Here is a 19,520-nt window from a genome sequence, read left to right as displayed (position 1 = left end):
GAGCGCGCCGCCCGAGGACTTGGCGGTGCCGGCGCGGCCGTCCGTGGCGGTGACGATGTAGAGGAAGCCGGACCGAGAACGGCATCCCCCGCTTTTTGCAACGACAGCCCCGGCTTCGTATGTGGATCCGCCCGCGACGGCGCATTTCCGAAGAATGCAACCCAGCATCGGAACGCAACCGGATCGACGGCTTCGTCGATCCCCATTGCGTTGCTGGACGCTTTGTTCAAACTTTCAATCTGAGATCACGTATGGAATCGACACGACTTCTTCGACCAGCACTAGCCCTCGTTTGCAGGCTCTCGACAACCCGCCGAGGCACAAGGGCGCTCGGCTTCGTCAAAGCAACCGGTTACGCCGTCCGGCGCGCAATGGAGCGGCCCGCAAGGCCGCGCCAGCCCCTCGGGCGCCGCGAAACGATCATGAAGACGTCATCCGACAGGAGTGGGCATAGCGAAGCCCGCAACAGAAATGCGCAGGGCCGCCAGTGACTCATTTGGTCAGTACATCAATGGTTGAGAAATCTCAGCTATCTGAGAGTCGCAGGATCTCTGAGTGCATCAATCAACACGCATCCACCAGAGCGCTGCCGGTTCGCATTTCGCGCCTGTTTTACGCGTTGACGTCGCCTAGGGAACCCGGCGCAGCGCACATTGTTCGTTCGTCCCCTTCAACGAAATGCCATCGACCCGTCGGCACTCACGTAACGTTGAGCCGTACAGTAAAAAATGGGAATAGCAGCGCTATGGATATCAACCGAAATAACTCGCCGACTGCACGATCTACGACGCCTGAGCTTGCTTCAGCAATACATCCTATTCAGTCCCGTGTGGGTACAGAGTCCGCGCGGTCGCGGGCGGGTCCCTCATCACTGCATGGGTCGATGCTTGACTCAACCCGAACAAGCAGGAGCGGATCGATGGCACCGCGCTTGGCCTTGTCGCGCAGCGAAATTCCGGTGCCAGAGCAACAGGGCGTGCGTCGCCTCTACAAAAGCTACTACGAAGACGGCCGGTACTATCAGGGCACAACAAGCACGCTCGCAGAAAAGCGTCAGCGCGAAGGCATGGATCCTTCGAAGAAGACCTCTACTTCCGTGGACGCCGCCCACCAACTGGGCATCCTCGATGACCACGGCATCTCTGACTTTCGAGACACCGCTCTGAGGCACATGTATCACTCCAAGCTAAAGCACGGCAATGACCTCGCTATGGGAGCGAACGACTACGCGAGACTTGCGACCACAAATGGTGGAGAACCAAAGATCGTCAGATCGATCATTCCGGATGACGTTGCGCAAGGTATTAACTTGCATCCAGATCCGGACACGGGGGCCGTCTACCTGCAATCCGGCAAACCGTACAACCCCGCCGTCAGGCACGACGGGAAGTTGGACCCGGGATTTGTTCTCGGTAGTCAGAGCGGTCCAGCAGACCCTCCGCAGCCAGCGATGCCCTCATGAACAGGTTCAATAATGACGAGCGCGCTCGAAAGGCCTTGAGGATCAACACGCAGATCGGCCCGGAGCTTTCGGCAGAATTGCTGAAGGAAGTTCAAACCCCGTCTCCCAGCGACTTCAAGTAGGCGAAAACTTCTTGTCGTGATTCGGACGCTTCCGCGCAGCCAATCAACCGATCTGTGCGCACTGTCCAAGCCATGCGCTTCGAGCGAGCCGGCTTCGGCGACTCACGCACCTCCCACCCGGCAACTGAACTGTCAGAGCAACGCAATTGCGTCTTGATTCAAACCGCAGTCATTGCCACCGGCGCCAACGACCTTCGTACAACCCCATGCCGCGGAATTGACGCTCCATCAAGTGTGCTTGATCCTGCAATTCGCGGATTCGGTCGTGGACCATGCGCTGAATCTGCGGCGAGCCATACCGATCCGCCAGTTTCCCGATCGGGATCCCCCTGGAGTCCAGCATTGGGTTCGCTCCCGCGTCGAGCAGCGCCTTGACCACCTCCGGCCGACCGTCAACGATCGCTTGGCCCAATGGGCTGCTCGCGTCAGGCGCGCGAGAGCCGTCGACGTCGGCACCGTTCCTGTGCTTTGCCAGCAGACGAATGGCAGGCACGTTGGCATATTCAACCGCGATCTCCATGGCTGTGCGGCAACCTTGCACTCCGGTCATCGACATGTCGGCCCCGGCATCCATCAGCACCTTCAAACCCTCCAATGCCGTCGGATGCATGGTCTTGGCGGCGTATATGGCAGCGGTTTCGCCCCGGCGATCCCGAGCGTTCAGCCTTGCGCCGCCCTGCAGCAGAAGCGACAGCGATTTCGACGACCATGTTGCAGCGGCCATCAACGGCGTGCGGCCGCTGCCAGGATCGCCGACGTTGCAATTCGCGCCGTAGTGCAACAATACTCCGGTACAGTCCGGTTTGTCCGCGCAGATCGCTCGCTGCAGTGGAGACACCCCCATGCGGTCAGTCAACTCCACGTTGGCCCCGACTTCGATCAGTCGCTCGATCACGGTCCGGTTTCCGCGACTGGCCGCGTATGCGAGCGGAGTGACACCATGGCTATCCTGAGCATCCACGGCTGCGCCGGCCTCGATCAAAGCCCCTGCGGCACCAGCATGGCCAAAATGGGCGGCGTAGCACAACGGGGGCAACTGTGCGAAGTCTCGCGGGAGTTCGTGCGCGTCGCCGATCTCGACAGTCGCATCGGCCTGCGCCAACGAACGGATCACATCTGCCTTCCCGGCGATCGCCGCATAGTCGATGGCTCGCCTGCCGTCCAGGCGATTTCGCGTGCCAGTAGCCGCCCCCGCAGCGAGAAGCAGTGGAACGGCGTTCGAGGCCTTCTTCGACGCATGCATGAGCACCGTCTTCCCCTCGTCGTCGGGAATCTCCAAGTTCAGGCGCCGCGAGCTGGACAGGATGGCATCGATTGCCTCCACATGGCCCTTTTCGGCGGCGATGTGCAACGGCGAGCGGCCGTAGACATCGGGCGTTGTGAAGTCCGCCCCATTGGCAACGAGGAAGCGCACCGCATCGGCTTTGCCACTTGCCGCTGCGTGAAAAACCGCTGAACGCCCGAATCGATCCAGCTGGTTGATCTTCGCGCCGAGTTCTAGAAAGCTATCAATAACGCCGATGCTGCCTCCCTTGGCCGCGCTCAACAGGGGTGTCAAGCCTGAATTGTTCGCCATGCTCATCCATTGGCTCACGATGTCTCGGCGGACATCGGCTGCGGGCTGACCACGCCCCACGCGGCACCGTTCGAAATCCGTCTGCACCACGATCTCCATCAGGTCGTCGACGATCGATGCCATGCCGTGTTCGGCGGCTGCGTGAAGCGCCGTCATGCCATCAGATGGCCTTTGGAGCAAGACATTGAGACTGCCAACGCGATTGAGGATGTGCTTGGCGATCTCACTGTCGTTGTGGGTGATCGCGGAGACCAGCGCAATGCCTCGCTGGGTCGCATTCTTCATGCCTTGGACGCGTTCGATCGCACGATCGACAAGCCCCGCGTTGTTGTACGAGCCCGCGGCGCGGTACCTTTGCAGGCCCGGCGACGACATGTGATCCATCAAGCCATCGAAGCTGCCGATGTTGATGGCGCGCCAGACGTCGGGGTACTCCACCTTGGATAGAAGCATTTCGTCGAACGTGTTGTCCAGCGCAGAGAACATCATGCCGTCCTCGACACGTCGAAGGCCCTTGGCTTGCTTCAGCTCCAGCATTTCACGAACCGTGAACGGATAGCGAATCTCGGCACCGTCGCTCGAGTCTTCCTTTACGTAGAGCGAATCCGGTCCAACGGACTTGATGCGCCGCGCCCCGGCACCTCCTTCGCCGTTCCTGCCTGGGGCGAGTTCCGGCAGGCTCGAAACGACCTCGAGCTTCTCGTGCTGAAGCGCCTCTTGCGAACGCAGATTCCTGGCGATGTCGCGCATCAACAGCACCTTGCTGTCGATCAGGCGATAAGACTCTCCATCCCTTGCGGCGTTGTAGTACTCGTTGACGACAGTGGCGAAGGGTATGCCGCCGTAGAGACTTTTGAACGAATCCTCGAGATCCTTCTCGTAGAGCTTCTGCATCTCATAGACTTGGTGCTCGCCGAAACTGCCTTCTCGAGCCTGAATGTCTTTGTACTCCCCGAAGACGCGGTTGATGTCTTTGAAGCAGTCGTCGGCCAGCCCTCCGATAAGAGAGTTGGGCGTCAGCAGCGGTGAGATCTTCTCCAGACATTTGGTGGCTTCGGCCTCGCCGATATGCGGGACCTTGAAGTCGTCATCGATCGCCTTCAGGCCGAACAGCGGACCAAGGAAGCTGCGGTATTGGTTGACATAGTGAATTTCTTCGCCGTCGTAGCCCGGCTCTCGGCCATGTTCCTTTGTGCAGTAACTCAACACCGCGTTGGTGAACATCGTTTCCCATCGGCCGCGCGCATGGTTCACGAGCCCCGCAGCCGCGAATTGAAGTGCTTGCGCGTGCATGATGAGATTGGCGCCCACGCCTGGCCCACAGACCACCAGCCCCCGGGCCAGTTCACCGATCTCTTCAAGCTTGCGATCGAGCGGGATGTCGGGCAATTCAAGCGCCTGCAAAATACTGTCCATGGCCACCTTGCCGTCCCCGAGCAGCATGCCGATTTGCGTCGAATAGAAACCGCCCGTCCCCTCCTCCAAGCCTGATTCCAGCCTGCCGATGAAGGTGTCGAGATCCGTCTCCACATCAATCGATTTCTCTGGGGCGTTGGCAGCAATGAACTGCTTCAGCTTGTCAATGCCCATGCGGTATTGCCGGCCTACCGCCTGGCGCTTGGCCACAACACTCTCCGAGCGGGCCTGGAGAAAACCCTGGATCGGTAGATCGACTTCCTTTTCGTAGGAGACCGGCGCTTCCTTTTTCTTGGCCGTGTCGTAGGGAGAGCTCTTTAATCTGGCGTCAACGGGAGGCGTGTAGAACTTCGGAGTAAAACTGACCAATGATGGGCGTTCCAGTTGGTTATGGTTCTCGGCTCTCCCGACCAGTCCCATGCGGCCAATGCCTCCGGAGGCGAGGGAGCCACTTGGACGCCGAGGGCAAGACAACCCTCCGCTACTTTATCTACGGGAGCCGGCGCCGCCCCTTCCACCTCCAGTCAGCCCCCGGCCGAGGACTTCATTTCCCTGGCGCTGGCGAGGACCTTTGCCGCATATTCCTCCGGATGGATCACACGGCCATAGATATCCGTCGCGCCTGGCTTCCAGTTGGGGCCGCCGTTATATTTTTGCAGCATGTTGGTCGCGCTGCCGCCGTGGTCGGCAAGGATGACGCCGGCCAAAGCGATCTGGTCTTTCACATTGCTGTGGTCATACGCGTGGCCCATCTTCGCTTGGAACTTCGCCGCGTAGTCCTGGCGGGTGCCGGGTTCGATCTGCATCACACCATCGCCTGCGCTGTCGCTGCCCGCCAATTTCGTGCCGAACTGGCTTTCCTGTTTCGCCTGTGCGGCCAGGATGTAAGGGTCGATCCCCGTCTTCTTGCCTGCTTCGACGCAGCCCTGCCATTGCGCGGCCGGCATGCCCGCAGGGGCCTTGCCCGTACCTGCCGTGGCAGTAGCTGGTGCCGCCTGTTGCAACTTGCTCACAGGCTGGGGAGGGGCGCCTGTTGTCGGCACCTCTAACGGATCCGCATCCTGAGCGGCGCCCTCCCCGCTCCCTTGCATGCCCGTGCCTTGTGGAACTCCAGCGCCTTGCGGAGCGCCCGTGCCTTGCGGGGCGCCAGCGCTTTGTGGCTCCCCGCCGCCCTGCGGGCCGTTGTAGCCGGTCGGCTTGCTGCCTAAGAATGCGTTGTCGTCCCCGGTAGACTCTGCGCCTTCCTGCTCTTTCAGTTTTTGCAGCGCAGCTTGCAAAAGCATCTCCACCAATTCGATGAGTACCCGCCTCGCCTGCGGGTTCTTCAGCGCGTCGGCCAACGAATGATGCGAAGGCGACGACAGCGCCGTGTGGCCGTGGAGTTGATGAGGGGCAACCGATTGAGTTTGCATAGCGACAGCTGGCATGACGAAAGCTCCGGGTTACGAACAAGTGCCTTGATGTTGGGGGGCTTTGCGGGCCATCTGCGGACATCCAGCGAAGCAACGTACAAGAAGGCGAATACATGCCACTCCTTCCTCAGTAGCACTACGGATTCGCATGGTGCAACACCGCTTCGCATCTCCGTCCACAGGCACAGGTGCCCCCATGCGACACTGCAAGAGCACGCAATGAACAACGCATTTCTTCATCCACATCAGCGGCCGTCACTCGAGCAGCTGCAGTCGCCCGAGTTTCGGAACCTGGCGGCGTGCCTCATGCTGGGCTGCCAGTTCGACATCGCCGAAGAGACGGCACCCATCGCTGCGGTGCTTGAGCACTGGCTCGGCGATGCCCGCACCGTCAAGATGCTGGTGGCAATCGGGGCGCTGTTGAACGGAGATCCTTCCGTTGCACAAGCCGAACTCGTACGTGAGCGCAACTCAGGCCAAGCCGATGCCGGCGCCCTGGTGCTTGCGATGGCAGACAAGCTGGCCGGCAACAGCGACGACTGGAAGACACCTGTGGAGCGCGTGCTCGCGACCAGCGTCGACCCGGCGTTGCGCTCGATGGCCTACCAGATCCAGATGCTCGACTAGAGGCACCACGTAGAGGCATCACGCCCGCCAGCGCGGCCTTGATGCTGCGCGCCTGCCGTGCCTTATGACGCCGCTTCGCCGTGCAGTTCGGCCAGCAGGGCGCGACCCAAGTCGTTCTGGGTAGCGCGTTCCGCCTCGAACGCCAGCAGCCGCCATGCCGGGTCTTTCTGCGCATGCAGCGTGTATGCGAGCAGGACTCCGAGGAGGGGTATACCGTTCGCATGCCGCTGCGCGGCTTCCAGTACGTCGCGCGCCGGCTGCAGATCCCCGGCCACCAGGTGGCGCTGGGCCAGCGCGATCGACAGCTCCGGAAGGTCCGGCCGCGCCGCCTGCAGGAGTTGCAGGGTGGCGACAACGTCGTCGGTGGTGCTGTCGTCGGTGACGATCGACAGCACCCCTGCCAACATCTCGAACAACTCGCGCGACACCACGGAACGAGGCAAGGAAGAAGCGGACATGAGAGTGGACTCCACGATGCGTCAGATGCGTTGCGGGTACACGCGGCCCTGGCTGATCGCCTGCCCGGTCACAAGTTCGACTCGGCGTATGCCGTTCTTGCTGTGTTTGCCCCGGTCGTGACCGTCGAGTTCACAGCGGAATTGACCGTTTCCGACTCGGCGTACACCGTGCTCGCCGTGGTCGTGGCAATGCTCTTCGCAGCGGCCTTGCCCGCTTCCTTGGCGACCTGACCGTTCGTGATACTGGTCGAGGCGTTCACGGCGTGCTGCGACCACGTCCTCGCGCTGCCATTGGCCGCAAACTTGCCGGCCTCGCCGACGATCTTTCCGCCACCAGGGATGAGCATGCCCGCGGCCGTCGTGCCAACGCCGATACCGGCCTTGACCGCCGCGCCCTTCACATCGCCTTGCTCCAAAGCTGCGGAGCCGACTTTGGCGAGCCCTGAGGCGGTCTTGGCGCCCACGGCGCCCGCAGCGGCCAGCCAGCTCACGCCCGGTATCTTCAACGAGGCAACGGCTGCGAGCACCGACGAAAGGACGTTGGTAATGGCCGAATAGGCCTTCAGGAAAAAGTTTGCGACATCACGCAACTGGCCGCCCTTCTTGGACTTGTTGTCTGGCTGGTTGTATGTGCCATCGGACATATCCTGCGCGGCCTGGGTCTGCGCCTTGCCGGCGGCAGGGCCGGCCTGTGTTGTCCCGGACGCCTTCGCCCCAGCGGCCCCATCGGGCGCCGCGGTCTTCTCGGCGGTGGCGATCGTCTTGTTGCGTCCCTGAAGCACACGGTCGAGATCGCCCTGCCCGATGCTGCGGTCGTCTGCAGCATTGGCGAGGTTGCCGCCAAAACCGTGCTTGCCGTTGTCGAGCATCGAGAAAACCAGCGAGCCCTTCTTGTCCTGCAGCGCACGCGCCGCGTCGCGCACCTCGGGCTTGGCCGCCGGGTCTTCGGCGATCCGCTTGAGCTTGGTGTCAGTGAGGTTGCCCTTATCGAAGAAAACATCGCGGTTCTGGTCGAGCACCTCGAGCGTCTTGTCCTCGTCGGCCGTCAGTTCCACCGATTTCGCGACGTGGGCGCAAAGACCATCCTTGCGAATGCCCTCGTCCGCGCCCTTGCCCATGTCCTTCTGCCACGCGTCGGGGTTGTCGACGTAGAACTTCGCTGCGGCAACCAATTGCGGCGGGCACTTGCCCTGCTCGGCGGTGCCGTCGACGATCTTTTGCAGGCTCTCCCGGGACACGTTTTTTGGCAGATGGTCCGAGTAGCGGAACAGCTCGCGTTGCGCGTCGTTGTTCGTGATGGGGCGCGGCTTCGCGTTTGGCTCCTTGCAGTCGGACGGGATGTAGGTCTGCTCGAAATCCTCGGCCTTCTGCTCGGCGAAGGCCCTGTTGCTCGAGTTCGACTGCAGAATATTGATGTCCTTGGCGCTGAACTTGCCATCGCTCTTGCCAGTCCTGGCTTCGTCGAGTGCCCCCATCATCTCGGGGTCGTCCTTGAGGTTCTGGATCGCCCGCTTGAGGTCGGGCGGGGTGTTCTTGTCGGCGAGCATCTTGTCGAGCCCCTTGCCATCGACGGCCTTCTTGAACTTGCCCTCGTGACGCCCGAGGATTGCGACAGTCTCCATGCGCTTCTGCTCGACCGCGGGGTCGGCGGCTTCGCCCTCAGCGCCCGCTTGCGGAATGGACGGATCGCTATCCGACTGCACTGGGTCGGAGTTCACCGACGAATCCCCTCCTGACACGAGATTGCACAGTTGCTGCACGAGTTCGGCAAACTTCGCGAAGTCGAATGCGCCTTCGTGGCCAGCTTCGGCCTGCTTGTTCGCCACATGCTCGAGAGCCGGTGACGAAGGCTGCTTGTCGGGGGCCCCTTCGGATGCATTGGCGTTACCGCCAGCCCCTTGAAGCGCAGACTTGAGCATGGTGAGGGCTTCGCTCCAGACCCCCGCAGCGAGCATCGAGGGCAACGCGGATCCTTTGGGAGACGCCGGCTGGCGTGCGCCCGCGGTTGCGGTGCCAGGCGCGCCAAACAGCGATGACTGCGGCTGCCGCGATACGGTTGTCTGCATGGTAGGTCCTTCGAAGGTGGAGGGAGGGGGGCGCGCCGGTATGGATCGCCGTTCGACAGTAGCGGCAGTAGCCGGCGCGGGCCGGTGCAATCACGAAGCGGCGTTACGCGGTCCGAAGGAGGCGCCACGCGGATGGCATCCACGATGCTTCCATGTGAAAAGGATATCCAGAACGAGAGTCAGGGAATGACTGAGCAAGTCCACAGATGACGATCTAAGCTTTGATCGCACGTGTTGAAACGTGCGCCAACGACGAGGCAGATCAGTTGTCCGGACGCCTAGCTAGTACATGCGATCGGTGAGGCACACACCCCGATCGATGGCTCCCACGCATACGTCGAGTTGATGGTTTGAGCCGCCAAAACGCGGCTAAACACGTTTTCTTCATATGCCGCGGTAGGTTATCTCTATTCTCACGCTACTGCCCGTGAGGCAACCGCGTGCGTTAGTCGTCCGTGAAATCCCTTCGCCGGCAAGGTCAAAAAAATCCAACAAAACACCGATCCTTGTACGCAGGAAGGTGCAGCCTGGCTCCAAAGCGAAAGGACCAAGGTGTGCGATCGTGTGAAGGCCCCGGCATCGAAGCCCGCACCAAGAGGTGATGGGCTGGATCATCACGGGCGATTTTCCGGAGAAGACTTCGCGCACCGGACAAGACGCGGTGGCGCCTTCCTGCCGCTCGATCTGGGGCGCAACTACTTCAAGGATCTCCGTTGGGCTTACATCGGTGAATGGAACGCCAGCGGAAAAGGTCATCCTGCAATTCATACGTCGGCAACACTGCTCAACGACAAGCTAACCGAAACGGGCTACGACGTCTATGACACGAAGTTCTTGCCTGTCGGCAATCGCCTCTGCGTGACCGAGTTGTGGGGCTGACCGGGCCTGTTTATTCGTAAGGCTCTCTTCGGCAATTTTTATGACAAAACAACGAGTCTATCTCCACGGTAGTTGCCTCTTGCAATAAAATTCTGCTTCGATACCGCGTGTCAAAGTGGCCGCTATTTTGCAAATGCAAGATTTCTTATCAATTCCCGATGGAAATTCCAGTGCAAAAATCGATGAATCAAGAGGCTAAAAATTCGTATCCGACCTCGCGGCCGGGTCAGGTGCCAGTTGTTTACCATCGAATTCATCGTATTTTCCGATGAAGTATGAATGCACAGAACCCGTCGCGCCGCCCAGCGAGTTGAAATCCCTGTATTTGATGATTTTCTTAGAATGCGCCTGTTGGAATTCGACTTCCCAGTTGCCAAGCGTGTCCACCATCGGATAAAAATTCGGAAATTGATGGCCGGTTGGGTCGATTGCGATTTTTTTCCCCTCAACGTTCGCGACGATGACGAAATGGGTCATCGGGATTTCGTCGATCTTGGTATTCCATATGTACATCGCTCGGGCTGAATTCGGAATACGCTTGTTGTTGAGAAAACGTTGAACGCGGCCTGCACATTCGTGGCATTTCCCAATCGGCCGTTGCATGTCAACGTATGCCGCGATTAAATTGCTTGACATGATTAAATCCTCCATTTCTGCCGGATCACCGTATTGTGAAATCGATTTGCCGTAGGGGAGCCCGTTTACGCGCGGCACCCTCCCAGTACCTTTCGTGGCGGTGAAAGAGATGGGCTCATGGCCTTCCGGGAGGTTCCCGCGCTCGAACGCGCCATGTTGAGGAATGCTCTTTTCCACATTGGACGAGCTTCGCTTCCGGGCGGACAGTTCACTCAACACCGGCGACCCGGGTCTAGTCGCAACAATCTTCGATTGGGAGTCTGTCTTGTGCGTTTCTATCTCGCCGGACTTGATCAATGGAACTGAGATATTGGGCTTGACGTGCATGTAATTTTATGTTCCAAATTAATTTATTCATCGAAATTTCTTTTTATTTCCTTTTGCCTCTCCGTTTTTCCATCAGTTGACACTTTCGGGTGCCAATTGGCAAAATTTGCAGCGAACCGAGTTGCATCCGGCATGGCACAAAATGATCATCGGGATTGCATCATGGAAGTTCCGCTATTGCGAATTTTGGTCTTGGTAGCCGAAGCCACAGAAGATTAAACAATCACTAGGCAGATTGCGTAAAAGAGTCACCTAGGCCCTCGAACATACGAGATGCAGATGCAATGCGCCTGCCAACGCAGCAGATGAATGCGCATCGCTCGCCATCGAACCATTCATGACTTGACCAGACGGCCGCTGGATGCGGACCCGATCGGCGATGCGCTCGACGAGGGGGTTCTCATGCATACAGCTTCGCTCATGTGTCATTCACTTCGCATTACTGAGGCACGCATTCCCATTGCCGCTTGTACGCTTGGAGCGCGCCGCGCAACTTCATGCAAGGGTAGTCATGCCGATCATCAATCCAGCCACTGTTAGAGCAGGCTTCGCCGCAGCCCAAAAGCTGGCAGGAGCGATACCGACTGAAACGAAGCAAAAAATTGCAACGGCGGTTATCGACGTGGCTGTCGATGCCCTCTCGTCGAAGTTGTCGCAGAAGATGGGCTCACTTTCGGGGCTGTCAAGGAAGCAAGCCGGACCGGTCTTTGGCACATCGCCCTCACCCGGACGGGTTCCCATTTCGAACCTCGCCAGCGCATTCTCAAAGTTGCGAAGTGCCGGAAGGGAGCCCGCAGCGTCGCCGGGGGAACGCCTTCCTTACGGCCAAGGAATGGGCGCTGACGGGCGCGTCAATCCGGCTCACCAAGTACCCAGCGGATTTCCCCGCCCCACGGCGTGGGCTCCGGCGAGCGAGCCCGGGATCGGGCGTCCAGCACCGGCAGAGCGCCACCGCACGCCTTACGCGGCCCCCCCCGACAGCACAAGGCCGGCGACCACCGAGACGTCGCAGATGCCCACGGGCGACGCAGGCGGCATGTCCGACTCGTCGCCCTGGCGCGACGGAAGTGCGGATCCCGCCTCTCAAGCAGCGCAGCACAACATCGATGGCGGCGCACCGTCCGAATTCTCCGCGCCCACCACCACATCAACCTCCAACGCTTCCACGACGCCGACCGAACACGGCACGAGCGGCCAAGCCAAGCCTGCGAACAGCGTCGATCGACCGGCGGGTGCAACCGTATCGCCCTGGCATGAGATGCTCGGCATCAAAAGCAAAGTCGGTGTCCCCGATCTGAAAGCGAAGGCCGGCGCAGCTCACTCCATGCCCGAGGCACGCGAAGTACTGCAGGAATTTGCGGCGCTGCGACGTCAAGTCGTCAGCAGGGCGGGTGGCCTGTTGATCGAACACCGAGACGATCCGCAAGCTCAGGAAGAAATCCGGTCAATGCGAAGCTCGGCCTACGCGGAGATCGATGCGGCCGTCGCCGAGATCAAGGCGAAAATTGCCGGCGAGAGCGATGAAGACACCTACATCGCGCCGAGAGACACCCGTGGCACACAGGTCAGCAACAAGGCGGCTGACATGGAAGCCTATGAGGCAATGGGGACGATGGAAGCGGCCTTCAATCTTCGAAAGGCCAGCATCGATTTGCTCAAGGCCACATCGAAGGCGTAATCGGCGTATGAAAATCGACCCGGCACATCTCGAAGATGCGAGTGCAACTGGTCGAACGATGCATCTACTCGGCCACCTTGACCTCGAGCGCGACATCCAGACCCTGGACATCGGGCAGTTCGAGGCACTGACGAGCGACATCAAGACACGCCAGAAGCAAGCGGCGCCCCTCTTTCATCCGGACAAGAATCCGAACGACGCCGTCGCCGCCAGGTCGATGGCCCTGATCAACAATGCAGTCGGGCTGTTCAATGACGAGATCGCGGCGCGCGCCGAGGCTCTCGTGCGATGAGCCTGTCGCAGGACTTCATAACCCGTCATCGGGTATCGAACTTGGCTCAAGGTCGCTGGGATACCAGGGATAGATGCCCACCAGGGAGCCCGATCTGCTCAACCTCTATCGCCTTGCGCGGAGATTTATCTGTTCGTATTTCTGAACATTGTTTCGACGATTCGCGCACGCCCCGAAGCCCAGCGATTTCTCCAATACCTGATGCAGTCATCAGTTCCCCACCCTCTCTCGGTCACGCAGTGCGTTTCACTGAGACCGATGCCTCGCGCGTGCCTAATCGCGTGTTCAGTTCGCAAGAGGTATGACCACGAACAGGAGCGCATCTACCGCGGCTCCCCCTGAAGCTGTCTCGGCCTGGAAGCCGAGATTCTCAAGGTTCACGACTTCAAGAGCACCTTCGTGGGCGACACCCCCATGGTCGTCACCCGTACCGCAGACGGCCTAGCCGCTGGGTTAACCATTGCACCCATCGAGGCGCGATGGCCTACGCGACAAGCGTGGCAACGCCGCCTCGCAAACCGGCGTGTACCACCGGTGGAGCTATAGCTGCGAAGGCGACCTTCAGCGCATGCCCTTCCGCCGCGGCCGGAACGGCCAGGCAGGGATGCCAGAGCTTCACGCTCGAAGGCAATGGCCTGCGCAAGCTGTGAGTGGACAGCTACAAGGGCCTGATGCCCGCAACCTTCGGGGACGAGGCTTCGTCCCTGTCCGGTACCTCGGCCAGGAGATGCAAAACATCCGCTCGATGGACGACGGCTTCCGTCTGGAAGATGCCGAACTGCTGGGCCAGCTCAAGGAGTTCGACGAACTCACGACCAACCACATCCAGCCGATCTTCGCGCGTTGGTGGTCCAGCAGATCCACGACACACTGGTGGCACAACAGCAGCTGCTGTCCGAGGGGTCAACCCACTTCGAGCCGATGTTCCACTTCTTCGGCTACACCGACGACACCGCCCCGAGTTGCGCGAACTGCGCTTGCTGCAGGCCAACCTAGTGGGCCCGGCCTGCTTCATCTCGATGGAGACCACCGAGCTGGTGCAGCGCGGGACCCTGCGCGCCTGCGACGCGCTGTCGGTGCTCGACAACATGGGCCGCGACGCGCCCGACCAGCGTGAAACCATGATCACCGAAAACCTCATCCGGCGCTTCTGGATGGGTTACCAGAAGCTGATGGGGTACTGAGCGCATGAACTCATCAATGATCGCTACGGTCTGGTCGTGACCTCCAACAACGGCGAAGCAATCGCTACGACGTCCAGCTAGGTGGTCGTGATCACGGTCCAAAACGGCGACTCCAATGTCTACTAGGCCGGCATCGACCAAGACGAGTTGGCCCGGGTGAGCGGGAACTTCGATACCGCAAGAAACGCGTGGTGTTCTCATCCTGCGGTGCAACCTTGGTGGCCACGCCGATCTGAAGGAGTTGCTCCCATGAGCATCGCAACGCTACATGCCGATTGGCACGATGTGGATATTGCCAACAACTTCGTGAAAGTGGCCGCTTGGCCGCTTGGCCGGTGATGGCCGGCGGCAAGGCCATCGCCATGTTCAGGCTGGGCGAAGAGGTCTTTGCGCTGCACGACCTGCGCACCCACCGCGCGGCAAGACTCTCCCACAGACGGGTCGAAAAACGGTCAGGTGGAGCGCCCGCTGCACCAGGGCACTCTCGACATCCGCACCGGTACAGTCTCCAAGGCGCCATGCACCAAACCTGTCCGGACTTTTCCGGTGCGAGTGGTGGCCAGCCGCGTTCGGGTACGAGCCCGAGAATGACTCGAGACGGAACTCTTTGGAAGCAACCGCTACTGCAGGGGCTGGGGATCGATCGGTGGTCCACCCGCACCGATCGGCACGGCACGCGCGTCGCCTTTATCTTCGGTAACGTTGAGTCATGTACGCGAGGTAGCCATTCAGGTTCTGCCCTGGCTTGACCGCCACACTCATCCGGTCGCGTTCTGCCATGGCCGTCGACATGCCACTGCACCAAGCTTCGCGAGCGGCTGCCATATCCTGAACCATGCCACCGATGGCGAATTCAACTTTCGCGCCTGCGCGCAGCATGCCTGTGAGCGTCTGCACGGCGACAACCTTGCCGCCGATATTGACGGTGGCGTGATCCGCGGTCTCGCGCATCATCGCGTCGGCCACGATCCCGACCCGAGATGTCTGGCTGTAGCGCAGTACCTCTGGCGACGGAAACATCAAATCGCCATTGCGCCCTGCGCCTGGAAGACCGGTAATGACGAGACTACCCTGCTTGAGCTGCCGCCCGCCGTCCTTCAAGTACTCCTTGACGTGACTGAGCCCCAGGACACCGCACCCAGGTGTTTCCCCTCCGGCCTGCGGATGAATGGGCACCGCCGAGTCCGTGAAGGTAGTCAGGTTCATCGACGCATACGGAATCTTGCGGTCCATCAGCTCGTTGCGAACCAGTGCATTGCTCGCCATGTCGTAGCCGACTACATTGAGCACCCGGCCGTTGGGCAATGCGATGTAGGCGTCGCTGTGCCCAGCCCCCTTGTTGACGCCTTGCGCGCTCAGGATGTTTCCCTTGTCCAGCTTCGTGACGTTAATGAAGGCGAGAGGGCGACCCTCATTCTGGGCACGTGCACTCAAATCTTGTAGCTCGTCTGCCGCTTGGCTCGGTGTTAGGCCGATTCTCTCGGCGATTTCGTTTTCGACGATTGGCCGCAGCAGCGGATGATTCCGAATTGCGGCGGCATATTCCTGCCGCTTGGCCGGATTGCTAATGCTCAAGTTCTTTCGGCTACCGCCTGCTGCTTGGCTGAGTTGCTCGGCGAAAATCGCCTCGAGCTTGTCTTCATCAGCGAGACGACCGGCTGCGTCGAGAATGTCCGAGTTCGAAGCGTTGGCGATTCCGCCAGCACCCCGCCAAGCCGCTTGTGACTGCGACACCCGGTTCCCGTCCCCATTGACAAGAATCTGGGAACCGAGCTTGGCGCTTACCCGGTTTGCCGCACCACGCAATTTTTCGACGGGAACCCGAAGCCCCAGCTGCTGCTCATTGCTCTTGGATAGAAACTTTTTCTTGTCCGCGGACAGCGGCTTCAGATCGGACATCGCGGCCGAGTGGGACGTCGCTGCTCCCGCGCCAGAAGGTGTCGGCCTTGCGTCCAGCGGGCCCGAGCGTCCAAATGGAGCACACACATCCAGCGGGGTCGATCCTTGTATCTTGGGCACGTTCAGTTCCCCTCGTAGCTCAAAGCAAACTTGTAGAAAGGCCCTGTACCGGTGACTCGCTGAAACACGAAGAGCGCTGCGTCAACCCGGAGGCGGGTGACTGGCGAGGTCGCGCGTCATAATGGGCCGGAGCGCGAGGAATTGACGCGTTTATCGTTCGCCAGCGATCCGGCTCAGGCCGCGACGTCAGGACGGGGATCTTGCCGATGGATGCCATGCGAGCGACTGTAGACGTTGTCCAGGCGGCTGCATCGCCTGGAACGAACCCACATCTCTTCGCGAAGTTTTGCGACTGCGATGCAGAGAACGTTCTCAGAAAGCTGCAAGCGGTGGATGAAGCCATCATCAAGAAAGTCGATGTGCGGCAGCCGGAGGCCCGCTTGGTCGAACTTCCCGACGATACGCCACACTGGTTGCACGCCGACGAACCTTGGCGCCCGATGCAATGCAGCGTCTCAGGCAACGAGCGTCTGCACCTCGTAGCCCAACTCGGAGATAGACCTGAGCGTCGTGTCCAGCAACGCCTGCCCCGAAGCGTTCTGGTCCAGCGCGTAGCGAAAGCTCAGAAAGATGTTGTGCGTCGTGGGATGCATGCAAACCATCAGACGCCCCCCCGTGCTCAAGAGGAAATTCAGCTCCATCAGGTTGCGCAAGCCATCGGCGGCATCGCCCACCAGCGGTCCCATGTCGACGTACACACGCACGGTGTCTGCGGCGTCGCCGAGGCCAGGGATGAAGCTGACGACATGGTCCTCGATCTTGAGCTTCGCGCCTTGCGCGAGTGCATCGAAATCCTCGAAGCCGATGAGTTGGCTGAATTCCTTCAACACGGTGGCAAATTTCTTGGAGTCCATGCTGTTCTCTTTCGGATAGTTCATTGAAGGCGTTGCGCCGTCTCCGGCGACGAGGCGGTTGTTTGCGGGCGAATGCCGGCCATGGGCGCGTTGTCCTCGGCACGGCTACCGACCCCTGCTGCACCTTCGTCCTGCGGAAAGAGAATCGACGTCAGCAGACTCACGTTGATGTCTGCGCCGAACGACTTCAAGCCGAGGACGTTGACGTTCAACTTCTCCGCATCGGGGTTGCGATTGCGAAGGATGCCCTCCGCCGCGACCTTCACCTTGTTCAGGTCCGTCGCAGTCGTCACCACGATCTGGTCATTGGTGACCGTGCGCTTCGTCCGGTCGATCTCGGCATCGATCTCATCGAGCTTTTCCTTCACTGCTTTGGCGTACGATTCGATCTGGTCGAGCACCTGCACATCGCCCATCCCTTGCGCCTTCAGCTCTTTCTTGATGTGCGGCGTGAGCTTGGGGTAGTGTGTGCAGCAGAGCCACACGGAAGTCAACTCGCCGATGTCGCGCATCTTCTTCAGCTCGCCGACGATGTTGCGCACCGACTTCTCTACGTAGGCCTTGTCCTCGGGCTTTTCGCTCTCGTGCAGACCGCCGTTCACGAGCGGCGCCCACTCGGGGCACGCCATCAGGCCGGGCTCCACCTTGCCACCGGAGTACTCGCTGATCTTCTTGGGATACGCGCCGCTGTCTTTGGTGAATTGGGTACACAGCAGCACCGGGTGCTTGTCGCCCGACTTGGCGACGGTACGCGCCGTCGCGTCGACCAAGTCTACGATGTATTGTTCGCGATGGGCCGCGCCTGCATCACCGGGCGCGTTGGGTGGAATGTGCAGCGACTCGGGCAACGTGGTGGCCTGCGTATTGCACATGGTGACGACCAAGTCGGCGATGAGCAGCGCCGTCTGCTGCATCCTCCCCGAATACACGACCAGATTGGCGCGCGTATGGTCCCCGTATGGGGCGTTGGCATGATCGAGCACAGGCACAAGCACAGCCGGTACGTTGTAGCGATACCGCAGGAAGCCCGCCAGGTTCTTGGCGCCGATCATCCCGCCATCGCTGGAGTCGGTGACGGAAATGACGAAGGGATTGCCCTTTTCGACGTGCACCACGCCGGCGGGAACATCGCGCGCAATGGCTGCCATGAGCTTGCGCAGATCGCCCGCGTGGGTCTCCAGATGAAACCCGTCGACGCCGGAATTGTTTTCGCCGATCTTCTCGTTGGGAATGCGGCCGCGGGTTACGCCATCCACCGCCCCGGCCTTCATGGTCGCCCCCATGGCGCGCACGTAGGAGTCGGGCGTGGGCATCTTGTCGAGCTTGCCGTGCCGCTGGAGTACCGCGGCGCCAATCGCCGCCGCGCCCAGATTGGAGTTCCACGCAGTGAGCATGACGTCGGACTTGACCGTATTGGCCATGTTGCTGCCGTCCAGTGCCTGCGGAATGCCTTTGCCGGTGACGCCGGCCTCGTTGCCGCCGTCACCAACGCCCGCTGTGAACACGCCCTGCCTCTTGTTCGCCTCGACGAGCACCTGGTCCACCGGCCCGTTGAAGGGGCTGATGTCCAACCCGCGCATGTTCCGGTAGACGTGCGTGCCGTCGGCCTTGACGTCTTTCGAGCGGCCTGGCAATTCGACCGCGATCACCGCATCGGGCTTTAGCTCGTTCAGCAATTGATTGGCTTCGACCTCTGCTTCGGCGCCATGTGCAGGATCGAACTCGACGACTTGCGTGTAGCTGGCCATCTCGGCGTCGATCTCCTGCATGGCGGCGAGCAGGATCGGTCGGTTGTTCTTGTCCGTGACGAAAGTGACAAGTTTGCCCGCCTCATCGAGTGCCTTGCCCAGCACCGCCGTTGCCATGCCGTCCGTCTCGGGCATCTGTGGCGCGACCGAGAAGCCCGTGAGCAACATGACATGCTTTTTGTGGTCGAGTTCTGCGGCAATCGTCGCGGTGGCTCCCTCGGCCTTGAACTTGTCGATACCCCGGCCCACGAACGAATGCAGCAATGCGTCGACATTGGGCGATTTCAGCGACAGCGCGCCGGTGCTGCGCGGCGCTCTGGAGCCGCCGGCCGACACGCGCAGCGCCGCGGGCTTTTCCGGAACCTCGGGCCGCCCCGCCGCGCGTGACCGCTGGGGTACTGCGGCGCGTGGATCGCCAGCGAGGTTCGGCGCATTCGCCTTCTCGAATTTGCTGACGGCGGCGGCAACATTGGGGCCCATTGGAGGGGCTTTACCTATTGGGGGCATGGTCGATCTTTGTCCGTTGATGACCCGATTCATGCTATTTGGCGCACCCTCTTCGACCCACCCCAAAGTGCGAAGTGGGTATTGGGCAAACGAAGCGTCGCGCGACTGTTACTGGGTGCTCGCCAACCGGGGCGTATCGCTCTGCAGCACGCCTGAAGGGACTTGCGCCGGATGCTCGTACTGAAGGGGCTGGCAGGGACGGGCCAGCAGGCCCGAGGGCCGGCGGCTCGTCCTTGCCGCTGGTCCATGGGATGCGT

Annotated in this window: 13 protein-coding genes and 1 pseudogene; 6 read left to right on the top strand and 8 right to left on the bottom strand. The window is 60.6% G+C overall.

Annotation, left to right across the window (positions count from 1 at the left end; all coding sequences use genetic code 11):
- Positions 1-919 precede the first annotated feature (919 nt).
- Positions 920-1,462, top strand: coding sequence for a hypothetical protein (locus BM133_RS23475; RefSeq protein WP_093439053.1), 543 nt, complete (start codon positions 920-922; stop codon positions 1,460-1,462).
- A 291-nt stretch (positions 1,463-1,753) separates the two neighbouring features.
- Here BM133_RS23475 and BM133_RS23470 read toward each other — a convergent pair whose 3' ends face one another.
- Together BM133_RS23470 and BM133_RS23465 are read right to left on the bottom strand one after the other, a co-directional pair.
- Positions 1,754-4,996 (bottom strand): ankyrin repeat domain-containing protein, encoded by a 3,243-nt coding sequence (locus BM133_RS23470; RefSeq protein ID WP_093439050.1) that lies wholly within the window; start codon positions 4,994-4,996, stop codon positions 1,754-1,756.
- A 104-nt stretch (positions 4,997-5,100) separates the two neighbouring features.
- Positions 5,101-6,003 carry a transglycosylase SLT domain-containing protein gene (locus tag BM133_RS23465; RefSeq protein ID WP_093439047.1) on the bottom strand — a complete coding sequence of 301 codons (903 nt, stop codon included), beginning with the start codon at positions 6,001-6,003 and terminating at the stop codon, positions 5,101-5,103.
- 204 nt (positions 6,004-6,207) lie between these two features.
- Between BM133_RS23465 and BM133_RS23460 the strand changes: the two genes are divergently transcribed.
- Complete coding sequence (locus BM133_RS23460) at positions 6,208-6,615, top strand: hypothetical protein (RefSeq protein WP_143100192.1); 408 nt, start codon at positions 6,208-6,210, stop codon at positions 6,613-6,615.
- Positions 6,616-6,677: 62 nt separating this feature from the next.
- On the opposite strand, the gene BM133_RS23455 is transcribed toward BM133_RS23460, so the two are convergent.
- Together BM133_RS23455 and BM133_RS23450 are read right to left on the bottom strand one after the other, a co-directional pair.
- Positions 6,678-7,073: an HrpB1 family type III secretion system apparatus protein gene (locus tag BM133_RS23455; RefSeq protein ID WP_093439042.1), complete on the bottom strand. Its 396-nt coding sequence runs from the start codon at positions 7,071-7,073 to the stop codon at positions 6,678-6,680.
- 68 nt (positions 7,074-7,141) lie between these two features.
- Positions 7,142-9,139, bottom strand: a complete 1,998-nt coding sequence (locus tag BM133_RS23450; protein ID WP_093439040.1) for an HrpF/NolX family T3SS translocon protein — start codon at positions 9,137-9,139, stop codon at positions 7,142-7,144.
- A gap of 564 nt (positions 9,140-9,703) precedes the next feature.
- On the opposite strand from BM133_RS23450, the gene BM133_RS34765 reads away from it, so the two are divergent.
- Positions 9,704-10,018: a hypothetical protein gene (locus BM133_RS34765; protein ID WP_143100191.1), complete on the top strand. Its 315-nt coding sequence runs from the start codon at positions 9,704-9,706 to the stop codon at positions 10,016-10,018.
- 195 nt (positions 10,019-10,213) lie between these two features.
- Here the strand turns inward: BM133_RS34765 and BM133_RS23445 are convergent, their stop codons facing one another.
- Positions 10,214-10,981: a hypothetical protein gene (locus BM133_RS23445; RefSeq protein WP_093439037.1), complete on the bottom strand. Its 768-nt coding sequence runs from the start codon at positions 10,979-10,981 to the stop codon at positions 10,214-10,216.
- 1,012 nt (positions 10,982-11,993) lie between these two features.
- Here BM133_RS23445 and BM133_RS34760 point away from each other — a divergent pair.
- From BM133_RS34760 to BM133_RS23430, 3 genes and pseudogenes are all read left to right on the top strand, one after another.
- A complete protein-coding gene (locus tag BM133_RS34760) occupies positions 11,994-12,659 on the top strand; it encodes a hypothetical protein (protein WP_143100190.1) in 666 nt (221 codons plus the stop codon).
- A gap of 7 nt (positions 12,660-12,666) precedes the next feature.
- Entirely contained in the window at positions 12,667-12,951 is a 285-nt protein-coding gene (locus BM133_RS23435; RefSeq protein ID WP_143100189.1) for a J domain-containing protein, read from the top strand.
- A gap of 185 nt (positions 12,952-13,136) precedes the next feature.
- A pseudogene (locus BM133_RS23430) lies at positions 13,137-14,135 on the top strand (Rieske 2Fe-2S domain-containing protein).
- Between the two features lie 687 nt (positions 14,136-14,822).
- Here the strand turns inward: BM133_RS23430 and BM133_RS23420 are convergent.
- The 3 genes from BM133_RS23420 to BM133_RS23405 form a co-directional block, all read right to left on the bottom strand.
- Positions 14,823-16,034 carry a hypothetical protein gene (locus tag BM133_RS23420; protein ID WP_093439029.1) on the bottom strand — a complete coding sequence of 404 codons (1,212 nt, stop codon included), beginning with the start codon at positions 16,032-16,034 and terminating at the stop codon, positions 14,823-14,825.
- 575 nt (positions 16,035-16,609) lie between these two features.
- On the bottom strand, positions 16,610-17,008 hold the full coding sequence (locus tag BM133_RS23410) for a CesT family type III secretion system chaperone (protein ID WP_177224917.1): 399 nt from the start codon (positions 17,006-17,008) through the stop codon (positions 16,610-16,612).
- A 20-nt stretch (positions 17,009-17,028) separates the two neighbouring features.
- Positions 17,029-19,236 (bottom strand): glutamate cyclase domain-containing protein, encoded by a 2,208-nt coding sequence (locus BM133_RS23405; protein ID WP_177224916.1) that lies wholly within the window; start codon positions 19,234-19,236, stop codon positions 17,029-17,031.
- Positions 19,237-19,520 lie beyond the last annotated feature (284 nt).

This window comes from Variovorax sp. 770b2 (genome assembly GCF_900115685.1).
Taxonomy (GTDB): Bacteria; Pseudomonadota; Gammaproteobacteria; order Burkholderiales; family Burkholderiaceae_C; genus Variovorax.
The sequence above is the reverse complement of the archived record's forward strand: the minus strand, read 5'-3'. Positions and strand labels throughout refer to the sequence as shown.